Origin of the sequence: Halioglobus sp. HI00S01 (genome assembly GCF_001635445.1) — a bacterium.
GTDB classification, from domain to species: Bacteria; Pseudomonadota; Gammaproteobacteria; order Pseudomonadales; family Halieaceae; genus Halioglobus; species Halioglobus japonicus.
Map to the genome: position 1 here is coordinate 22012 of NZ_LWEE01000413.1, position 17629 is coordinate 39640.

Here is a 17629-nt window from a genome sequence, read left to right on the forward strand (position 1 = left end):
TTTTTTTGATCAGATTTCGCGGGCGATAATGCCCGAGGGCAGGCTGGCTTCCCAATTGAGCGGATCCAGATCCGTGGGCAGCCGTGGTTGGTAGAACATGCGCTGCTGTTTGATAAACAGATCCAGCTCGGCCTGCTCGGCCTCGCCCTGTTCCATTTCAAACATCTTTTCGCGGACGCCGTTGACCGGGTCAATATTGCATTGAGCGCAGGCCTGAGGCCGGCGAGCGAATGTCTCCAGTTTGACCTGGTCCATGGCGTCGATACTGTACTCGAACACCGAGCCCAATGGGTCGGTCTTGCGATAGTCGCTGCAGCAGATGTAGTACTGGCCGCTCCAGCCAATAAACACGAAATAAAAGGGCGCGGAGCAGAGCGTGGTGACTTTGCGCTTGGCCAGCAGTTCTCGTGCTTCATCCTGAAAACGGTCACTTTCGATAAAGTAGTGGCTGTTGTCACAGGCGCCGCCGCGATTGTTCTGCTCGAACTTGAACGTTTCACCAACGCCGGCGGCGTGCCAATAGGCGCTGTACTCGTCTACCTTGTCTTGATTGAGGTCGTGAATAACGATGCTGACCGCCGATTCCACGTTTCTCTCAGCGTATTCGTCCCGAGCGATCTCCAGAAACGCCAATGCATTGTTGCGCGTGGTCTCGAAGTCGAGGTTGTAGACCAGTTCATAGTCTTCCTCGGTGTCGGAAATACTGAAGCAGATGCCCTTGAGGCCAGCATCGAGCAGTGAGCGGGATCTCTGGGGTGTCAGCAGGTTGGCGTTGGTCGTCATCATGACTTCCACACCCTCTGCAGTGGCGTAGCGGATAAATTCTTCGACCTGGGGGTGCAGGAGTGACTCGCCTTGTCCTGTAAAGGAGATACGTGGGAAAATCTCAAGCTCTTTCACTCTCGCCACGACCTGTTTAAAGGTGTCGAACGGCATGAAGCCCTGATCCGGGGTTTCATCACGCGGGCAGAAAGTGCAAAGCGCATTGCAACGATTGGTCAGTTCAACGTCGATAAGACGTTCTGGGACATTCACCTGTTTGGATTTCCTGGTCGAGCTGATCCGTGAGGCAAAAGTATAACGAACGGGCTGTAGGTCCGCTATTGTAAAGATGATGTCGTCGACAGAACTGGCCCGTGGTATTCGGGCATTCAACAAGGGTCGCTACGAGGAGGCTCACCGCGTGTTGGAGCCGTTGGCCCACAGTGGCGAACTGCGGGCGCAACTCATTGTCGCCAGGTTGTATTACGCCGGTAACGGGGTAGAACAGAGCGATAGTCAGTACCGGTATTGGCTTGAACAGTGTGCCGCCAGCGGCGACAAATCCTCTCGGGCACGGCTGAAAAAGCTACGTAAGCAAGGTGAGCCTGAATGACCCTGACCCAGCAGCAAAAGCAGTTTTTCAACATCTTCGGTTTTTTGGCCCTGCCCGGCGTATTTTGCAATGAGGTCGAAAAGCTGACGCGCGAGTTTGATGACCTCTTTGTAGCCCATGAGGCCGATGTTGTTGACTGGGTTCACGAGACGCATGACAACCGTATGCGTCGCATATTGACGGATGCAACGACCAGAAGCGCCTATCTGGAAGGTTTACTGGGTGATGCCAGAATTTGTGAGATTGCTTCTGAGTTGCTCGGCGAGGGTTATGCGTTTCGAGGCAGTGACTGCAGTATCTATGACTGCGGCACCCAGTTTCATCGGGATTCCTATGGCGCAGACCTGTCCTTTACGAATATCAAGATGGCGCTCTATCTCGATCCACTGGATGCGCAATCCGGGGCAATTCGGGTGATTCCCGGCAGCCATCATCCGGGCAGTGCGTTCACCCGGTTACTCAATCAGCATGTTGATTCCGGATTTCGCGATCTGAACCTGGATACCGATGAAGTGCCCGCCACGGTATTGGCGAGCCAGCCGGGTGACCTATTGTTATGGAACTATCGCCTGATGCACGCAACCAGTTACGGAGGCAATCAGCGCCGCATGCTGGCGCTGGAGTTTTCCGANCCTTATGCCAAGGATGCTCCCGCCGCTCTGGAGACTTAGCTGTCGCTCAGCTGTTCCTCGATTAAGCGGTGAAAGCGAGCGGCGGCCTCTTCCAGTCCACCAAACAGCAGGCTGTCGTTGGCGCCGCTGTGCAGGCCGCGCTGTGCCCCTTCGGCCACGAAGATATCCTCGGCTGCAAAAACACCCTCATCGATGAGGCGGAACGAACGGCCAAAGTGATCGCGGCGCTCCTCCGTTTCCGGTAACTCCGGTACCAGCATGTAGTGGACAAAGATCGTGCGGTCGACGCTTTTTGGAAACATGCAGACCACGCTGATGTAGTCCGGTTGGAAGACCAGCACTGCATTGTGGAACGTGGTGTATGAGAAGGTGACATTGTGCCGCAGGTCCGGTAGCGATTCGGCGGCAGTGCCGACCGCATCTGCAATCTCAACGCGCGCCACCGCGCTGCGGGTGTGCATGCCGAGCATGCCGGTCTCTGCCAGTGAGTTAGGGAAGAACGGACCCACGGTGTTCTTGTGCAGGCGAGTCACATGATACCCGTCGAGAAAGGCGTCCTGAACGAGTTTCCAGTTGGCGGATACCTCACGCACACTTTGCTGGCAGTAGTGAAAGTACCCGAGGCGGAAGAAATCGAACTCGGGGCCAAGGCCGGCTAGGTGACTATCGATGTCCATATTACCTTCGATCTGAGCCCAGATCAGGCCATTGCGCACCTCTGTCGCAACCGGCACGAGGCCGTTGTCGGCCTTGTCGATGCCCACGAAACTCTCGCAGCGGGGAATGTTGCGCAACCCACCATCGAGCCCGTAGGTCCACTGGTGATAGGGGCAGACCAGAGACCGAAGCTGTGCCGGGCCCTCCGCTTGTCCCAGGCGCATACCGCGGTGGCGGCAGACATTGTAAAAGGTGGCAATGTGGCCCTGTTGGTCGCGGATGGTGATCAGTGGTACGCCCAGCCAGTCCTGAACAATGGCGTCGCCGGGCTCGGGAATCTGGCTCTCATGCCCCAGCACAAGGGGCAACTGCATAAACAGCTCGCGCTGCTCCTGCTCAAAGCGCTTCGGGTCGCTGTAGTGATGCAATGGAATGCGAATGCTGCAGGCCGCGGGGCCATCGGCCTTACCGTCAAACCTTGCGGCGAGAGTATCTACTGCAGAATATAGGTCGGAAACGCTCATCACTTGTTCTTATCAAGCGTGGCCTTCGATCATAATACTTGCGTCTATTCGGGGCATGATTTAGCGTGCAGGCCAGAACTAGACAGGTGGCTACATGCAGGAATTTGAATTCAATACGGTAGGTCGCATTGTCAGTGGTGGTGGCAGCGCCCTGAAACTGGCACAGGAATGTGAGCGCCTGGGTGTGAGTCGCGTATTACTGATCACCGACCCTGGGCTTATCGCCCTTGGTCTTCCCCAGGCCCCGCTCGACGCGCTGCAGGGGGCGGGAATCGACGTGCAGGTGTTTGACCAGGTGCGTGAAGACCCCCCTGAGGAAACCGTGCTGGCTGCCGTCGACCAGGCGAAAAAAATTGGCGCCGAAGGCGTCATTGGTTTTGGTGGTGGTAGTTCACTTGATGTCGCCAAGGTAGTTGCGGTGCTTGTAGGTGGCAGTCAGGCACTGTCCGAGATCTATGGCGTGGGCATGGTCACCGGCAAGCGCCTGCCGCTGATATTATTGCCGACGACGGCGGGTACCGGTTCAGAAGCCACCCCGGTGGCGGTCATTACCACCGGCGAAACGACCAAGGCCGGTGTGTCATCGCCTGTGCTCCTGCCCGACGTCGCGGTACTGGATGCCGATCTCACCTTCGGCTTGCCTCCAGCGGTCACTGCAATGACCGGGGTCGACGCTATGGTGCATGCCATTGAGGCCTATACCTCGAAACACTTGAAAAACCCGATATCAGACAATCTTGCACGCCAGGCGCTGAATTTGTTGGCGCGTAATATTCGCACCGCGGTGACAGATGGCGGGAACCGCAAAGCGCGCGAGGCAATGTTGCTGGGGGCCTGCCTGGCTGGCCAGGCCTTTGCCAACGCTCCGGTGGCCGCAGTACATGCCTTGGCCTATCCCTTGGGCGGGCATTTTCACATTCCCCACGGTTTGAGTAATTCGCTGGTGCTTCCGACAGTGCTGGAATTCAACGCGCCGGCGGCCAGTCACCTGTATGCAGAACTGGCCGACATTGTTGTTGGCGAGCCGGTGCCGGGCGATGACATGGCGCGCACGCAAGCACTGATCGCCTACCTGCGTGAGCTCATCGACGCAGTCGCGTTGCCCGCCACATTGGCAGAAGCAGGCGTAAGCGAGAGCTCGCTTGAACAGTTGGCTGAGGATGCGATGGCGCAGCAACGGCTGTTGGTCAACAACCCCCGCGAGGTCAGCCTGGACGATGCGCTGGCGATTTACCGCGTCGCCTATGGAGAGCAAGCATGAGTCGAGCGCCCATTCCCCAGCGTAGTGACTACAAGGTGTTCTACCCGATTGGTACCCGGTGGGCTGACAATGACATCTACGGACACGTGAATAACGTCACCTACTACGCTTACTTTGATACCGCGGCAAACCGCTTTCTGATTGAAGAGGGTGGTTTGGATATTACCGCAGGAGACATCGTTGGATATGTGGTGAACTCTGGCTGCCAATACCACGCGCCGGTCGCCTACCCTGATAAGCTGGAGGCGGGCTTGCGAGTGGATAAACTTGGCAATAGCTCCGTGCAATACGGCTTGGCGATTTTCAAGAGGGGTGAGCAGAGCGCTGTGGCCCATGGCCACTTTGTGCATGTCTTTGTTGATCGCGCGGCCGACAAGTCTGTGCCCATTCCCGCCCGGTTGCGGGAGGCGCTGGCTGGTATTTTGGTCGCAGCCAGCGAATAGCAAAGCCCTACATACCGTCCAGTAACTTATTCAGTTTCAACATTTCTGGGTAGCGCACCGGGAAGAGCCGCGTGATCAGGGAGACGATTTTGGCATCGTTGCCGATGAGGAGTCGTTTTTTGCGCCTTTCAATCGCATTGATGATTTGTGCTGCGGCCCCTTCGGCGGTGGTCCGGGTATGCTGTTTGAACTTGGCATCTCGCTCCTGGGCGGTTGCATTGCCGCCGCGGGAATCACGGGCGATATTGGTAGCAATGCCGCCCGGGTGGACACAGCAGACATGGATATTACTGTCCTGCAGCTCCTGTCGCAGTGCCTCGGTAAAACCGCGCACCGCAAATTTGGCTGCGTTATAAGCTGACTGACTGGGCACCGCAATGACACCAAAGATGGAAGAGATATTGACCAGATGCCCCTGGTCAGATTGGCGGAGCAAGGGCAGGAAGGCTTTGGTGCCATGGACCACGCCCCAGAAGTTGATACCCATCATCCAGTCAAAGTTTTCATAACTCATCTCTTCAACTGTCTCTGCCAGCCCAACTCCCGCATTGTTGATGACTATGTCAACGCTGTCGCGTTCGGAGGCGATTTGCTCCGCCCAGCCGTGTACAGACTCGCGGTCGGCGACATCGAGTCGCTGCGTGTCGCATTGTAGGCCTGGATTGCTCAGCAGAGATACGGTCTCGGCGAGGGTCTCCTCGTTGATATCGCTGAGGTAGAGAGCGCAGCCTTCGCTGTTAAGTTGCAGGGCCAGGGCCCTGCCAATGCCCGAACCGGCGCCGGTCACGACAGCGCACTTACCGTTTGAATATGCCATGTTATTTCCTTTTGTTGGCGTAGACGGGCACACTAGGGCGCCTTAGTCACAGCGTTTCCACCACGGGTCCAGCGATGATGCTACTGCGAACATGGCTTGTTTTCATCTTATTTGTTATCGCACTGCCAGTTCGTGCCGGTACCGGTGCGGTGGCAATGCCCGACGCGTTCTCGGCGACCGCGGCAGAGCAAGTGCTGCGCGACGGCGGTAATGCCGTGGATGCAGCCATCGCTGCCACCTTTGTCCTGGCAGTGACCTATCCCGAGGCGGGAAATATCGGTGGCGGCGGTTTCATGACCAGTTTTGTTGATGGTGAGCCCGCTTTCCTGGATTTCCGCGAACGCGCGCCCCTGCGTGCGCGGCGTGATATGTACCTGGATGAAGGCGGTAATTTCCAGCAGCGCCTGGCACTGGTGGGTGGCAAGGCCGTGGGCGTGCCCGGCACGGTCAAGGGTATGCAACTGGCCCACGAACGCTATGGGACGCTTGCATGGGCGCGACTGCTGGCACCTGCCATCGAGTTGGCGGAGGCTGGATTTGTGGTGCCTGAGGCACTGGCGCAAATGGCGGCCGACAAAGTGATAGGTGATGCCGGTGAAACCAATTTCGCCGACTACTTCGGCAGCATGGCCGCAGGCAAGTTATTCAAGCAGCCGGAGCTTGCTGCGACCCTGAAGTTAATTGCCGCTGATCCCGACGCCTTCTACAGCGGCCTGCTGGCCCGCCAGTTGGTCGCGCAAATGGGGGTGAGCGGGGGGCTGATTTCGCTCCAGGACATGGCCGAGTACCGGGCGCTCTGGCGTGAGCCTATCCGCGCTCACTGGCGTGAGTTCGAGGTGCTGTCTGCGCCGCCTCCCAGTTCCGGCGGCTTCGCACTGGTGCAGCTGTTGAAGATGCGCGACTTCGCCGCAGAGCATTTTCGTGATCGTTGGCACAACGATGCGGGCTACGTGCACCTGCTGGCCGAAATTGAAAAACGGGTGTTTGCCGATCGCGCTGAGTATCTGGGTGATCCTGACTTTGTGCAGGTGCCGCTGGCGCGGTTGCTCGACGACGATTACCTGAAGGCGCGCGCCGCGCAGGTGAACGCCACGGCGATTTCGCCGGCCGAGGTGGTGCCTCCTGGCCTTGAGTCATCGGATACCACCCATTTTTCCATCCTGGACGGCGCGGGCAATGCGGTGTCGCTGACCTATACGCTCAACTGGGAATTCGGCTCGGGCGTGGTCGTTGCGGGCGCTGGTTATCTGCTCAACAACCAGATGGATGACTTCAGTGCCAAGGTGGGGGTGAAGAACAAGTTTGGTGTCGTGGGCAATAGCAACAACGCCATCGCGCCGGGTAAGCGCATGCTGTCCTCTATGACACCGACTCTGTTGCTGCGCGACAGCCAGCCGGCATTGGTGATTGGTACACCGGGCGGCAGTACGATATTTACTTCCGTGTATCAGGTGATTCTCAATCTGGTTGATTTTGACATGCCCCTGCAACAGGCCGTAGACAGCCTGCGCTTCCATCACCAGCTCCCGGATGCAACCCTGATTCGCCACGATCAATGGGACATTCCGGCCAGCACCCTCACTGGGCTAAAAGCGCTGGGCTACGAGGTTCAGCCCAACAGTTGGGGGAATCTGGGCGATATTCAGGCTATTGCGGTACAGGCAGGGACGGTGAGCGCCGCCGCGGACGCGCGCGGGCGCGGAGTCGCCAGATTGGTCAAAATGCCACAATCCTCAGTGAATTGACGGGCATACCCCACTGGACAGCGCTGGCCACTTCACCTAGAATCACCGGCCAGATTTTACACGCCCGCAATGCGCCGCGGGCAACGTGTACCCGGTGAAAATCAGAGCTGACTGACTATGAAAAGGCGAGATGTGGTTACCCATCTCGCTTTTTTGCGAGCGCGCAACTTAAGCATGATCAGCCCGCTCTAACTGTTGATTGACGGAGGTTTGCTTGACCAGTCCCGCCATTTTGGTCCTTGAAGATGGTAGTGTTTTCAAAGGCTTAGCAATAGGTGCCGATGGCACTTCGGTCGGTGAGGTGGTGTTTAACACCGCGATGACCGGATATCAGGAAATTCTCACAGATCCTTCATACGCCCGCCAGATAGTCACCCTGACATACCCCCATATCGGCAACACCGGCACCAACGCTGAAGACGAGGAATCCAACGCGATCTGGGCCGCAGGCCTGGTCATTCGCGACCTACCTCTGCTGGCGAGCAACTACCGCAATGAGCAGGGCCTCTCGGAATACCTCCAGGAGCGCAATATCGTCGGTATCGCCGATATCGACACCCGACGCCTGACCCGAATTCTGCGGGAAAAAGGCGCCCAGAACGGCTGCCTGATGGCCGGCGACGGCATCGATGAGGCGAAGGCGCTGGAACTGGCCAAAGGCTTTGCGGGCCTAAAGGGCATGGATCTGGCGAAAGAAGTCACCACGGCCGAGACACACAACTGGACCGAAGGATCCTGGCAGTGGGACAGCGGCCACGCCACGCCCGAAGCTGCCGACTTGCCCTGGCATGTGGTCGCTTACGACTACGGAGTTAAGCGCAATATTCTGCGGATGCTGGTGGATCGCGGCTGCCGCCTGACGGTGGTGCCCGCCCAGACGCCGGCGTCGGAAGTACTGGCCATGAACCCGGACGGAATTTTCCTCTCTAACGGTCCCGGTGATCCGGAGCCCTGCACCTACGCGATTGAAGCGATTCAGGAAATACTCGGCACTGACATTCCGGTGTTTGGTATCTGCCTGGGGCACCAACTGCTGGCGCTGGCGTCAGGAGCGAAGACGGTCAAAATGAAGTTTGGCCATCACGGTGCCAACCATCCCGTGCAGAACCTCGACGACGGCACGGTGTTAATCACCAGTCAGAACCACGGCTTCGCCGCTGACGAAGACAGTCTGCCCGATAATTTGCGGGTGACGCACAAGTCACTGTTTGATGGCAGCCTGCAGGGCATCCATCGCACCGACAAGCCGGCCTTTAGTTTCCAGGGACACCCGGAAGCCAGCCCTGGCCCCCACGATGCAGCGCCGCTGTTTGACCACTTCATCGAGCTCATTGAAGCCAAGGCAGGGAAGTAACCAGTATGCCAAAGAGAACTGACATTCAGAGTATCCTGATCCTCGGTGCGGGCCCGATTGTCATCGGCCAGGCCTGCGAATTCGACTACTCCGGCGCACAGGCCTGCAAGGCGCTGCGCGAAGAGGGTTACCGGGTCATCCTGGTGAACTCCAACCCGGCCACTATCATGACCGACCCGTCAATGGCCGATGTCACCTACATCGAGCCCATCGAGTGGCAGACGGTGGCGCGCATTATTGCCGACGAAAAGCCGGACGCTCTGCTGCCGACCATGGGTGGCCAGACTGCCTTGAACTGTGCCCTGGACCTGGACAAGCACGGCGTGCTCGCCGAGCACGGTGTCGAAATGATCGGCGCGACCAAAGATGCGATCGACAAGGCGGAGGATCGCCAGCTGTTTGACGAGGCCATGAAGCGCATTGGCTTGGAAACACCACGTGCGTCGACTGCGCACAGTATGGAAGAAGCGCTGCAGGTACTTGATAGCATTGGCTTCCCCTGCATTATTCGGCCCTCGTTTACCATGGGCGGCTCCGGCGGTGGTATCGCCTACAACCGGGATGAGTTTGAAGAAATCTGCATGCGCGGTCTCGATCTGTCGCCGACCAACGAGCTGTTGATCGACGAATCCCTGATCGGCTGGAAAGAGTACGAGATGGAGGTTGTGCGTGACAAAAACGACAACTGCATCATAGTGTGTGCGATTGAGAACTTTGACGCCATGGGCGTGCACACCGGTGACTCGATTACCGTCGCGCCTGCCCAGACGCTGACCGACAAGGAATACCAGATCATGCGCGACGCCTCGCTGGCGGTACTGCGCGAGATCGGTGTAGAAACCGGCGGCTCTAACGTGCAGTTTGGGCAGTGCCCCAATACCGGTCGCCTGGTGGTGATTGAGATGAACCCGCGGGTATCGCGTTCCTCGGCCCTGGCCTCCAAGGCAACTGGATTCCCAATTGCCAAGGTCGCCGCCAAACTGGCGATCGGTTATACCCTGGACGAGCTCCAGAACGACATTACTGGTGGTGCGACCCCGGCGTCCTTTGAGCCGGCCATCGACTATGTCGTGACCAAGATCCCCCGGTTCGCCTTTGAGAAGTTCAACGGTGCCGACGCCCGACTGACCACCCAGATGAAATCAGTGGGTGAGGTCATGGCCATTGGCCGGACCTTCCAGGAGTCCCTGCAGAAAGCGCTGCGCGGCCTCGAAGTGGGTTCAGCTGGATTTGAACACAAGATCGATGTGGACAATCCAGACAATCGCGATGAGCTGGTTTCTGAGCTGATCAACCCGGGTGCTGAGCGTATCTGGTACCTCGGTGATGCCTTTCGAGCCGGTATGAGTGTCGACGAAGTCTACAAACTGTCTGGCGTCGATCCCTGGTTCCTGATCCAGATTGAAGACATTATCAAGACCGAAGACAGCCTCAAGACCGTCGACCTGGCCGATATTGATGCCGAGCAGATGTTCCGCCTTAAGCGCAAGGGTTTCTCGGATGAGCGTCTGGGCGTGCTGCTGAATTCATCGCAGCGCAAGGTTCGTCACCACCGTCAGGGGCTGGGTATTCGCCCGGTGTACAAGCGTGTCGATACCTGTGCCGCAGAATTTGCCTCGGCGACCGCCTATATGTATTCCACCTATGAGGAGGAGTGCGAAGCGGCACCCTCCGAACGCGACAAGATTCTGGTGCTTGGAGGTGGCCCCAACCGTATTGGCCAGGGTATTGAGTTCGACTACTGCTGCGTGCACGCCGTACTGGCGGCCCGGGAGGATGGTTACGAGACCATTATGGTCAACTGTAACCCGGAGACGGTATCCACCGATTACGACACCTCAGACCGACTCTACTTCGAGCCGGTAACCCTTGAGGATGTGCTGGAAATTGTCGCCCTGGAAAAACCCAAGGGTGTGATCGTGCAGTTTGGCGGACAGACCCCGCTGAAACTGGCCAAGCGACTCGAGGAAGAGGGCGTGCCGATTATCGGTACTACCCCGGATGCGATCGACCGCGCCGAGGACCGCGAGCGTTTCCAGCAGATGATTAATAAGCTGGGACTCAAGCAGCCTGCCAACACAACCGTACGCAGTACGGAAGAGGCCGTAGAGGCCGCCGCTGAAATTGGCTACCCCCTGGTGGTACGTCCTTCCTACGTGCTCGGCGGTCGGGCCATGGAAATTGTCTATCGTGAAGAAGATCTGCTGCGCTATATGACTCAGGCAGTACAGGCCTCTGAAGATAGCCCTGTGCTTCTCGACAGCTTCCTGTCATCGGCGATCGAAATTGACATCGATGCGGTGTCTGACGGCAAAGAAGTCGTGATTGGCGCCATTATGCAGCACATCGAAATGGCCGGTGTTCACTCCGGTGACTCTGCCTGTTCACTGCCGCCATATAGTCTTGACCCGAAAGTGCAGGACGAAATGCGCGAGCAGGTCAAGCAGATGGCGCTGGAGCTGGGCGTACGTGGCCTGATGAATGTTCAGTTAGCCTGGCAGGATGGCGAAATCTACGTGATTGAAGTCAACCCGCGCGCTTCGCGTACCGTGCCGTTTGTCTCCAAGTGTATTGGCCGTTCGCTGGCCCAGGTGGCTGCGCGCTGCATGGCTGGCCAAAGCCTTGAATCCCAGGGCTTTACCAAGGAGATTGTGCCGCCTTATTACAGCGTGAAAGAGGCTGTACTGCCCTTTAACAAGTTCCCCGGTGTCGATCCGATCCTCGGCCCGGAAATGCGCTCTACCGGTGAGGTGATGGGCGTGGGTGAAAACTTTGCCACCGCGTTTGCCAAAGCTCAGCTGGGTGGCGGTGATGCGCCCCCTACCTCCGGTACCGTGTTGATTTCAGTGCGCGATGTCGACAAGCCCGGGGCGGTGAAAGTGGCCCGCGATCTGGTCGGCATGGGCTTTAACCTGGCCGCGACCGGCGGCACCGCTGACGCACTGGAAGGTGCAGGTCTGGACGTGCGCCGGGTGAACAAGGTGCTTGAAGGTCGCCCGCACATCGTTGACATGATCAAGAACGACGAAGCGGACTTTATTATCAATACCACCGAGGGCCGTCGGGCGATTGAAGACTCCGCCCCGATCCGCGCCAGCGCTGAGCAGCACCGGGTGTTTTACACCACTACGCTTGCCGCAGCCGAGGCGATTACCCTGTCTTTGCAGGAGGAAGGTGACAAGAAAGTTCGCAGGCTGCAGGACCTGCACGGGAGAATCAACCCATGAACAACGTACCGATGACGGTGGCCGGAGAAGCCGCGTTACGCGAAGAGCTTGAGCACCTCAAGAAGGTGGAGCGTCCGCGGATTTCCGATGCCATTGCCGAGGCGCGTGAGCACGGTGATCTCAAGGAGAACGCTGAGTATCATGCGGCTCGGGAGCAACAGAGCTTCACCGAAGGTCGTATCATGGAGATCGAGGGCAAACTGGCCGGCGCACAAGTTATTGATGTGACCCAGATTGCCAAGACCGGCAAGGTGATTTTCGGCACCACCGTGAGCCTAATCAACATCGAAACCGACGAGGAACTGAGCTACAAAATCGTTGGTGAGGATGAGGCTGATGTTAAAAACAACCTGATCTCCATCGGTTCACCCATTGCCAGGGCCCTTATTGGCAAGGAAGAGGGTGACGTGGTTGTTGTGCGCGCTCCGGGTGGTGAGGTCGAATACGAAATCGACGAGGTTCAACACGTCTAACGCTCTGTGGGCGCTTTCATGCGCCAGAGCACTCCCCAAAAAAGGTCCCGGTATCAGCGATACCGGGGCTTTTTTGTTGTGCCGTTGTGACTATTTGGGGGTGTAGCTGTACTTCTGACCGGCAATCGCGGCCTCATACATCAGACCACCTTTGGCCACCGTGAATACCGCCATGCCCTTTCGATAGCCCAGTGAGGCAGTGGACGCGTCATCCTTGCCGCCGGCAATGCTGGTCTGGGTGCCGCCCCCGGTACTGGCCTGGGCGCCCGCCGATGCCGTAATGGCCACGGCGGTGGCCTGCGCACCGAATTCGAAGTTGCCTGAGGTGAAATCATCGAAGGCGCGCTTGTCCTCAAAGAAGATGACCTGGCTGTAGGCCTGACCGCCCAACTGCCAGCCGATCGACAGTTGGCTCATTTTGGTATCTCCCACGTAGGCGCCACCAGCGTACACTCGGCCTTTGCCGTGTGCGCCACCGATGCCCATGCCGCCTTTGCCGATGGTGGGAAACAGCGCATAGCCGTAACTGTTGCTGAAATAAGTGGCGCTTTCACCGGCGTTGATGAAGGTTTTCTTCGCGTCGTCGTATTCGTCAGCCTGGGCCGTCTGCAGTGACAGCATTAAGAGGGTTGCGGCTGCAATAAGTGTCTTAAAGGTCTGGGTCATTGGGCGTGTTCCTCACGGTTCCGGAGTGGTGTTGTTACTAACATCGTACACCCAGCGCGATTTGTCCAATGCGGTCCCCTGGCCATGAGAGAGAATTTTTCTACGCATGTAACTTTTCGGGTGTCCGGCGCGAATTCGGTGTTGAACCCACTAACAGTAGGAAGCAGCACCATGACAAAAATGAAAATGGCAGCAATGTCTCTGGCTCTGGCCGCCACTCAGGCGCTGGACCTGGGCGCGATATTTGCCGGATTTGCCGGTACACCCTATGAGGTTACCATCACCAACCTGACCCAGGCACAGAGTTTTACGCCGCAATTGGTGGCTACTCACCGCGGCTCCGCCATGATGTTCTCAATCGGCGAGCCCGCCAGCCCTGGCCTTGAGAGCCTGGCCGAAGGTGGTGATACCTCAGGCGTAGTCGCAGAGCTGGGCAATCGGGTGGCCTATTCCACCACGATTGATGGACTGCTTGGCCCCGGTCAATCTGTGACTACCACGGTAATGGCAACAGGCCAGGAGAAGTTCTTCTCTGTCGCGGCCATGCTGCTGCCGACCAACGATACCTTTATCGCCGTCAATGGTGCGCGATTGCCCACTGCTGGCAAACTGACCTACATGGTGCCGGCGTATTCTGCGGGTACCGAAGCGAAAGACCAGGATTGCGTCAATGTGCCTGGCCCTACCTGTGGCGGTGAGCCGGGCAGCGACCCCGCCCCGGATGATGAGGGCCTCGAGATGTTGTCCGTCATTCACACGGACCGTCAGCGGGGGCCAATGGCAGAGTCAGGGTGCAGCAACCTACACTTCTGATGTTTCACGTCGGGACTGGCATCGGCTGCCTTCGCACCGCTCTTCCTGATGCTATGGGAGCGCTGGCGCCCTAGCGACGGCTGAGTTCGAACAGCTGCACCTTGGTGAGCACTAACTGAGCCACCAGTTCTACCATCAAACCGTGATTTTCGCTGCGGATTGTTTCCAGACCCGCATTGATCTCTATCTGGAGGGCATTGCGGTCGTGTTCGTCCAGCCCCGGGGGCAGTTGAATCCCGATGCTGTACTGCTCACTTTCGCTGATGCGACTGTAAATGCGGGTAAGTTCTGTGGCGGCGAATTCGACGAGATCATGGTCCGCGCCCTTGGCGAGTAGAAGTTGGCGAATCTGCCGGTCGAGAAAAGCGAGGCCCTGAGCCTGCTGAGAAGGAAACTCGAGTATTGTCCCCATGTCGTGGCGCCCCTCCGCGATGGGTTTACTCCATCTTAGCGAAATCAGCGCTGCTGGCAATACCTCTGAATCTGGCCGAAGTGGGATTAAAGTGGACGTAACAGGTTGGACAAGCGCGGGTCGGGCTCTGCGCTGCGACGCAGTACCAGAATGATGTTGCCGATGCGCTGCACAACTTCCGCACCGGTGCGCTCGCAAAGTTCTTCACCGACCGCCGTTTTGGCGTCTTTGCCACCGACGGCCAGTTTGATCTTGATCAGCTCGTGTTGGTCCAGGGCCCGCTCAACTTCCATCACCACGCCATCAGACAGGCCATTGCCGGCGACAGTCACCACGGGCTTGAGTTTGTGGCCGATGGCGCGCAGTTGTCTGATGTCCTGATTGCTTTTCTTGCTCATGGTGATTCCGCTGTACAATAGTCGCTGATTAAAGGGGCGCGCATTGTACACAAGGGCCCCTTGACCCGAAACACCCACTATAGACCTTATTTATGGCCAAGAAAAAATCCTCCAGTAAGGCGTGGCTCAAGGAGCACCGCGACGATCCCTACGTGCAGCAGGCGCAGCGCGAGGGCTATCGCAGCCGGGCCTGCTACAAATTACTGGAATTACAGGCAAAAGACCGCCTTATCCGCCCCGGTATGACCGTGGTGGATCTGGGTAGCGCCCCCGGTGGCTGGTCGCAGGTGGCGGCTGACCTGGTAGGCCACAACGGTCGCGTTGTGGCATCGGATATCTTGCACATGGATAACCTGGCCGGGGTGGAATTCATCCAGGGCGATTTCACCGAGGAAGCCGTTTTTGAGGAGATCCTCGCCGCCATTGGCGATGCGCCGGTCGATCTGGTGGTTTCTGATATGGCGCCTAATATGAGTGGTGTGACAGCCGTAGATCAGCCCAGGTCCATGTATCTGGTCGAGTTGGCACTGGATATGGCGCGCAATGTGCTCGCCCCAGGCGGGTCATTTGTGGCCAAGGTCTTCCAGGGCGAAGGTTTTGACGAGCTTTTCCGTGACACGCGGGAGAGCTTTGACAAGGTTCTGACCCGCAAACCCAAGGCCTCCAGGCCCCGCTCGCGCGAGGTCTATTTGGTGGCCAGGGGGTTCAGGGGGCGGTAAAGCGCGTGAATCCCAAGATAACCGGGGGGTTGAAACATGGGCAGGCGACCCCAACTGTAGTAAATTGGCAGTGATATAGTTCTCGCCCCTGTGCGTACCTACACCAGGAAACATCGTTGAGCGATATGGTTAAAAATCTACTTTTGTGGCTCGTTATAGCCGCAGTGTTGTTGTCAGTATTCAACAACTTCAATCCCCAGGCCACATCTGAAGAGGTCGGGTACTCGGACTTCATTACCGAGATCCAGCGCGACCAGGTGCAGAAGGTGACCATTGACGGCCTTACCATTTCTGGTGAGCGTCGCGATGGCAGCCGCTTCGAGACAATCCGCCCCATGGTGGAAGACCCCAAACTGATTGACGATCTGTTGGAGCACGATGTGATCGTCGAGGGCAAAAAGCCTGAGCAGCAAAGCGTCTGGACTCAGCTGCTGGTGGCGTCATTCCCGATTCTAATCATCATCGCGGTATTCATGTTCTTCATGCGCCAGATGCAGGGCGGCGGCGGTGGCCGTGGCGGCCCGATGAGTTTTGGCAAGAGTAAGGCCAGGCTGCTGGGGGAAGACCAGATTTCCACGACCTTTGCCGATGTCGCTGGCGTGGATGAAGCCAAGGAAGACGTCCAGGAACTGGTAGAGTTCCTCCGCGACCCCAGCCGCTTCCAGAAACTGGGTGGCCGCATCCCCCGCGGCGTGTTGATGGTAGGGCAACCCGGTACCGGTAAAACCCTGCTGGCCAAGGCCATCGCGGGCGAGGCCAAAGTGCCGTTTTTCTCGATTTCCGGTTCGGACTTTGTGGAAATGTTCGTCGGTGTCGGTGCATCCCGGGTGCGTGACATGTTCGACCAGGCCAAAAAGCAATCGCCCTGTATTATTTTCATCGACGAAATCGATGCGGTCGGTCGTCATCGCGGCGCGGGTCTCGGTGGTGGGCACGATGAGCGCGAGCAGACCCTGAATCAGCTGCTCGTTGAAATGGACGGGTTTGAGATGAATGACGGCGTGATCGTTATCGCCGCAACCAACCGACCTGATGTGCTTGACCCTGCGCTTCTGCGCCCGGGGCGTTTCGACCGCCAGGTGGTTGTGGGCCTGCCGGATATCCGCGGTCGCGAGCAGATCCTCAAAGTACACATGCGCAAAGTACCCCTGGCTGAAGATGTAGAACCCGCCAAAATTGCCCGCGGCACGCCCGGTTTTTCAGGTGCTGACCTGGCCAACTTGGTGAACGAGGCTGCCCTGTTTGCGGCGCGCGGCAACGTGCGCACCGTGGGTATGCAGCAGTTTGAGCTCGCCAAAGACAAAATCATGATGGGCGCCGAGCGCAAATCCATGGTTATGTCCGAGGACGAAAAGCGCAATACGGCCTACCACGAGGCTGGCCACGCTATTGTCGGCCGCCTGGTGCCGGAGCACGACCCGGTCTACAAGGTGAGCATTATTCCCCGGGGTCGCGCCCTCGGTGTGACCATGTTCCTGCCGGAAGAGGATCGCTACAGCCACAGTCGCAGGCATATCATCAGCCAGATCTGCAGTCTGTTCGGCGGACGAATCGCTGAAGAGATGACCCTGGGTAAAGATGGTGTGACCACCGGTGCCTCCAATGACATTGAGCGGGCTACCCAGATCGCCCGGCAGATGGTCACCAAGTGGGGTCTGTCCGAAAAAATGGGGCCGCTGATGTATGACGAGGGCGGTGAAGAGGTTTTCCTGGGTCGCAGCGCGGGCCAGCAGCACCAGGCCTTGTCCGACGAAACTGCCAAGCAGATCGACGAGGAAGTGCGCTCTATCATCGATGAGTGCTACGGCATCTCCGAGCGTATCCTCGAAGAGAACGTCGACAAGCTGCATATGATGGCCGACGCTTTGATGACCTACGAAACCATCGATTCAGAGCAGATCGACGATATTATGGCGGGGCGCACTCCCCGTGAGCCCGCAGGTTGGGACGGTAATTCGGGTGGTAACACGCCGCCGCCGTCCGCCGAAGCCTCTGAGAGCGATGAAGGCGACTCCCGAGACACAGGCCCGACCATTGGTGGCCCCGCCGGCGAACACTGAGCCGGCACTCTCTTGAACCCATCTACCCCCTCCCGTCCGGTGATTGATTGCGC

The 17629-nt window shown here is 58.0% G+C and carries 17 protein-coding genes; 11 read left to right on the forward strand and 6 right to left on the reverse strand.

Features of this window, described 5'->3' with window-relative positions; genetic code table 11:
- Positions 1–9: 9 nt before the first annotated feature.
- On the reverse strand, positions 10–1035 hold the full coding sequence (locus A3709_RS22035; protein WP_066059810.1) for a radical SAM/SPASM domain-containing protein: 1026 nt from the start codon (positions 1033–1035) through the stop codon (positions 10–12).
- 79 nt (positions 1036–1114) lie between these two features.
- Between A3709_RS22035 and A3709_RS22040 the strand changes: the two genes are divergently transcribed.
- Both A3709_RS22040 and A3709_RS22045 read left to right on the forward strand, forming a co-directional pair.
- Complete coding sequence (locus A3709_RS22040; protein WP_066059812.1) at positions 1115–1375, forward strand: sel1 repeat family protein; 261 nt, start codon at positions 1115–1117, stop codon at positions 1373–1375.
- Positions 1372–2046, forward strand: coding sequence for a phytanoyl-CoA dioxygenase family protein (locus tag A3709_RS22045; protein WP_066059814.1), 675 nt, complete (start codon positions 1372–1374; stop codon positions 2044–2046). Before A3709_RS22040 ends, A3709_RS22045 begins: the two co-directional genes overlap by 4 nt.
- Here A3709_RS22045 and A3709_RS22050 read toward each other — a convergent pair.
- The gene (locus tag A3709_RS22050) at positions 2043–3188 is read right to left on the reverse strand and encodes an aromatic ring-hydroxylating dioxygenase subunit alpha (RefSeq protein WP_066059816.1); all 1146 of its coding nucleotides are present in this window, start codon (positions 3186–3188) and stop codon (positions 2043–2045) included. The genes A3709_RS22045 and A3709_RS22050 overlap by 4 nt on opposite strands.
- A 94-nt stretch (positions 3189–3282) precedes the next feature.
- Here A3709_RS22050 and A3709_RS22055 point away from each other — a divergent pair, with 94 nt between their 5' ends.
- Both A3709_RS22055 and A3709_RS22060 read left to right on the forward strand, forming a co-directional pair.
- On the forward strand, positions 3283–4449 hold the full coding sequence (locus tag A3709_RS22055) for an iron-containing alcohol dehydrogenase (RefSeq protein WP_066059818.1): 1167 nt from the start codon (positions 3283–3285) through the stop codon (positions 4447–4449).
- Complete coding sequence (locus A3709_RS22060) at positions 4446–4892, forward strand: thioesterase family protein (protein ID WP_066059827.1); 447 nt, start codon at positions 4446–4448, stop codon at positions 4890–4892. The genes A3709_RS22055 and A3709_RS22060 overlap by 4 nt, the downstream gene beginning before the upstream one ends.
- Positions 4893–4899: 7 nt before the next feature.
- On the opposite strand, the gene A3709_RS22065 is transcribed toward A3709_RS22060, so the two are convergent.
- On the reverse strand, positions 4900–5709 hold the full coding sequence (locus A3709_RS22065) for an SDR family oxidoreductase (RefSeq protein ID WP_066059829.1): 810 nt from the start codon (positions 5707–5709) through the stop codon (positions 4900–4902).
- A 155-nt stretch (positions 5710–5864) separates the two neighbouring features.
- Between A3709_RS22065 and ggt the strand changes: the two genes are divergently transcribed.
- The 4 genes from ggt (at position 5865) to greA (ending at position 12508) form a co-directional block, all read left to right on the forward strand.
- Positions 5865–7454 carry a gamma-glutamyltransferase gene (ggt, locus tag A3709_RS22070; protein ID WP_231871293.1) on the forward strand — a complete coding sequence of 530 codons (1590 nt, stop codon included), beginning with the start codon at positions 5865–5867 and terminating at the stop codon, positions 7452–7454.
- A 214-nt stretch (positions 7455–7668) separates the two neighbouring features.
- Positions 7669–8808 carry a glutamine-hydrolyzing carbamoyl-phosphate synthase small subunit gene (gene carA / locus A3709_RS22075; RefSeq protein ID WP_066059833.1) on the forward strand — a complete coding sequence of 380 codons (1140 nt, stop codon included), beginning with the start codon at positions 7669–7671 and terminating at the stop codon, positions 8806–8808.
- 5 nt (positions 8809–8813) lie between these two features.
- Positions 8814–12035, forward strand: a complete 3222-nt coding sequence (carB, locus tag A3709_RS22080) for a carbamoyl-phosphate synthase large subunit (protein WP_066059835.1) — start codon at positions 8814–8816, stop codon at positions 12033–12035.
- The gene (gene greA / locus A3709_RS22085; protein WP_066059838.1) at positions 12032–12508 is read left to right on the forward strand and encodes a transcription elongation factor GreA; all 477 of its coding nucleotides are present in this window, start codon (positions 12032–12034) and stop codon (positions 12506–12508) included. Before carB ends, greA begins: the two co-directional genes overlap by 4 nt.
- 90 nt (positions 12509–12598) lie before the next feature.
- Here greA and A3709_RS22090 read toward each other — a convergent pair whose 3' ends face one another.
- Positions 12599–13174: a YSC84-related protein gene (locus A3709_RS22090; protein WP_066059839.1), complete on the reverse strand. Its 576-nt coding sequence runs from the start codon at positions 13172–13174 to the stop codon at positions 12599–12601.
- 171 nt (positions 13175–13345) lie between these two features.
- Between A3709_RS22090 and A3709_RS22095 the strand changes: the two genes are divergently transcribed.
- On the forward strand, positions 13346–13987 hold the full coding sequence (locus A3709_RS22095) for a spondin domain-containing protein (protein WP_066059841.1): 642 nt from the start codon (positions 13346–13348) through the stop codon (positions 13985–13987).
- A gap of 70 nt (positions 13988–14057) precedes the next feature.
- Here the strand turns inward: A3709_RS22095 and A3709_RS22100 are convergent, their stop codons facing one another.
- Both A3709_RS22100 and A3709_RS22105 read right to left on the reverse strand, forming a co-directional pair.
- Positions 14058–14399 (reverse strand): hypothetical protein, encoded by a 342-nt coding sequence (locus A3709_RS22100; RefSeq protein WP_066059843.1) that lies wholly within the window; start codon positions 14397–14399, stop codon positions 14058–14060.
- Positions 14400–14485: 86 nt separating this feature from the next.
- Positions 14486–14797 (reverse strand): YhbY family RNA-binding protein, encoded by a 312-nt coding sequence (locus A3709_RS22105; RefSeq protein ID WP_066059847.1) that lies wholly within the window; start codon positions 14795–14797, stop codon positions 14486–14488.
- Between the two features lie 92 nt (positions 14798–14889).
- Here A3709_RS22105 and rlmE point away from each other — a divergent pair, with 92 nt between their 5' ends.
- Together rlmE and ftsH are read left to right on the forward strand one after the other, a co-directional pair.
- Positions 14890–15516 carry a 23S rRNA (uridine(2552)-2'-O)-methyltransferase RlmE gene (rlmE, locus tag A3709_RS22110; RefSeq protein WP_066059850.1) on the forward strand — a complete coding sequence of 209 codons (627 nt, stop codon included), beginning with the start codon at positions 14890–14892 and terminating at the stop codon, positions 15514–15516.
- A 125-nt stretch (positions 15517–15641) separates the two neighbouring features.
- Positions 15642–17576, forward strand: a complete 1935-nt coding sequence (gene ftsH, locus A3709_RS22115; protein WP_066059949.1) for an ATP-dependent zinc metalloprotease FtsH — start codon at positions 15642–15644, stop codon at positions 17574–17576.
- Positions 17577–17629: the final 53 nt, after the last annotated feature.

Coding starts and splice junctions, on each gene's coding strand:
- greA (WP_066059838.1), top strand. CDS start 12,032: ATGAACAACGTACCGATGACGGTGGCCGGAGAAGCCGCGTTACGCGAA.
- ggt (WP_231871293.1), top strand. CDS start 5,865: ATGCCCGACGCGTTCTCGGCGACCGCGGCAGAGCAAGTGCTGCGCGAC.
- rlmE (WP_066059850.1), top strand. CDS start 14,890: ATGGCCAAGAAAAAATCCTCCAGTAAGGCGTGGCTCAAGGAGCACCGC.
- A3709_RS22100 (WP_066059843.1), bottom strand. CDS start 14,399: ATGGGGACAATACTCGAGTTTCCTTCTCAGCAGGCTCAGGGCCTCGCT.
- A3709_RS22040 (WP_066059812.1), top strand. CDS start 1,115: ATGTCGTCGACAGAACTGGCCCGTGGTATTCGGGCATTCAACAAGGGT.
- A3709_RS22055 (WP_066059818.1), top strand. CDS start 3,283: ATGCAGGAATTTGAATTCAATACGGTAGGTCGCATTGTCAGTGGTGGT.
- carB (WP_066059835.1), top strand. CDS start 8,814: ATGCCAAAGAGAACTGACATTCAGAGTATCCTGATCCTCGGTGCGGGC.
- A3709_RS22050 (WP_066059816.1), bottom strand. CDS start 3,188: ATGAGCGTTTCCGACCTATATTCTGCAGTAGATACTCTCGCCGCAAGG.
- A3709_RS22105 (WP_066059847.1), bottom strand. CDS start 14,797: ATGAGCAAGAAAAGCAATCAGGACATCAGACAACTGCGCGCCATCGGC.
- A3709_RS22060 (WP_066059827.1), top strand. CDS start 4,446: ATGAGTCGAGCGCCCATTCCCCAGCGTAGTGACTACAAGGTGTTCTAC.
- ftsH (WP_066059949.1), top strand. CDS start 15,642: ATGGTTAAAAATCTACTTTTGTGGCTCGTTATAGCCGCAGTGTTGTTG.
- A3709_RS22065 (WP_066059829.1), bottom strand. CDS start 5,709: ATGGCATATTCAAACGGTAAGTGCGCTGTCGTGACCGGCGCCGGTTCG.
- A3709_RS22090 (WP_066059839.1), bottom strand. CDS start 13,174: ATGACCCAGACCTTTAAGACACTTATTGCAGCCGCAACCCTCTTAATG.
- A3709_RS22095 (WP_066059841.1), top strand. CDS start 13,346: ATGACAAAAATGAAAATGGCAGCAATGTCTCTGGCTCTGGCCGCCACT.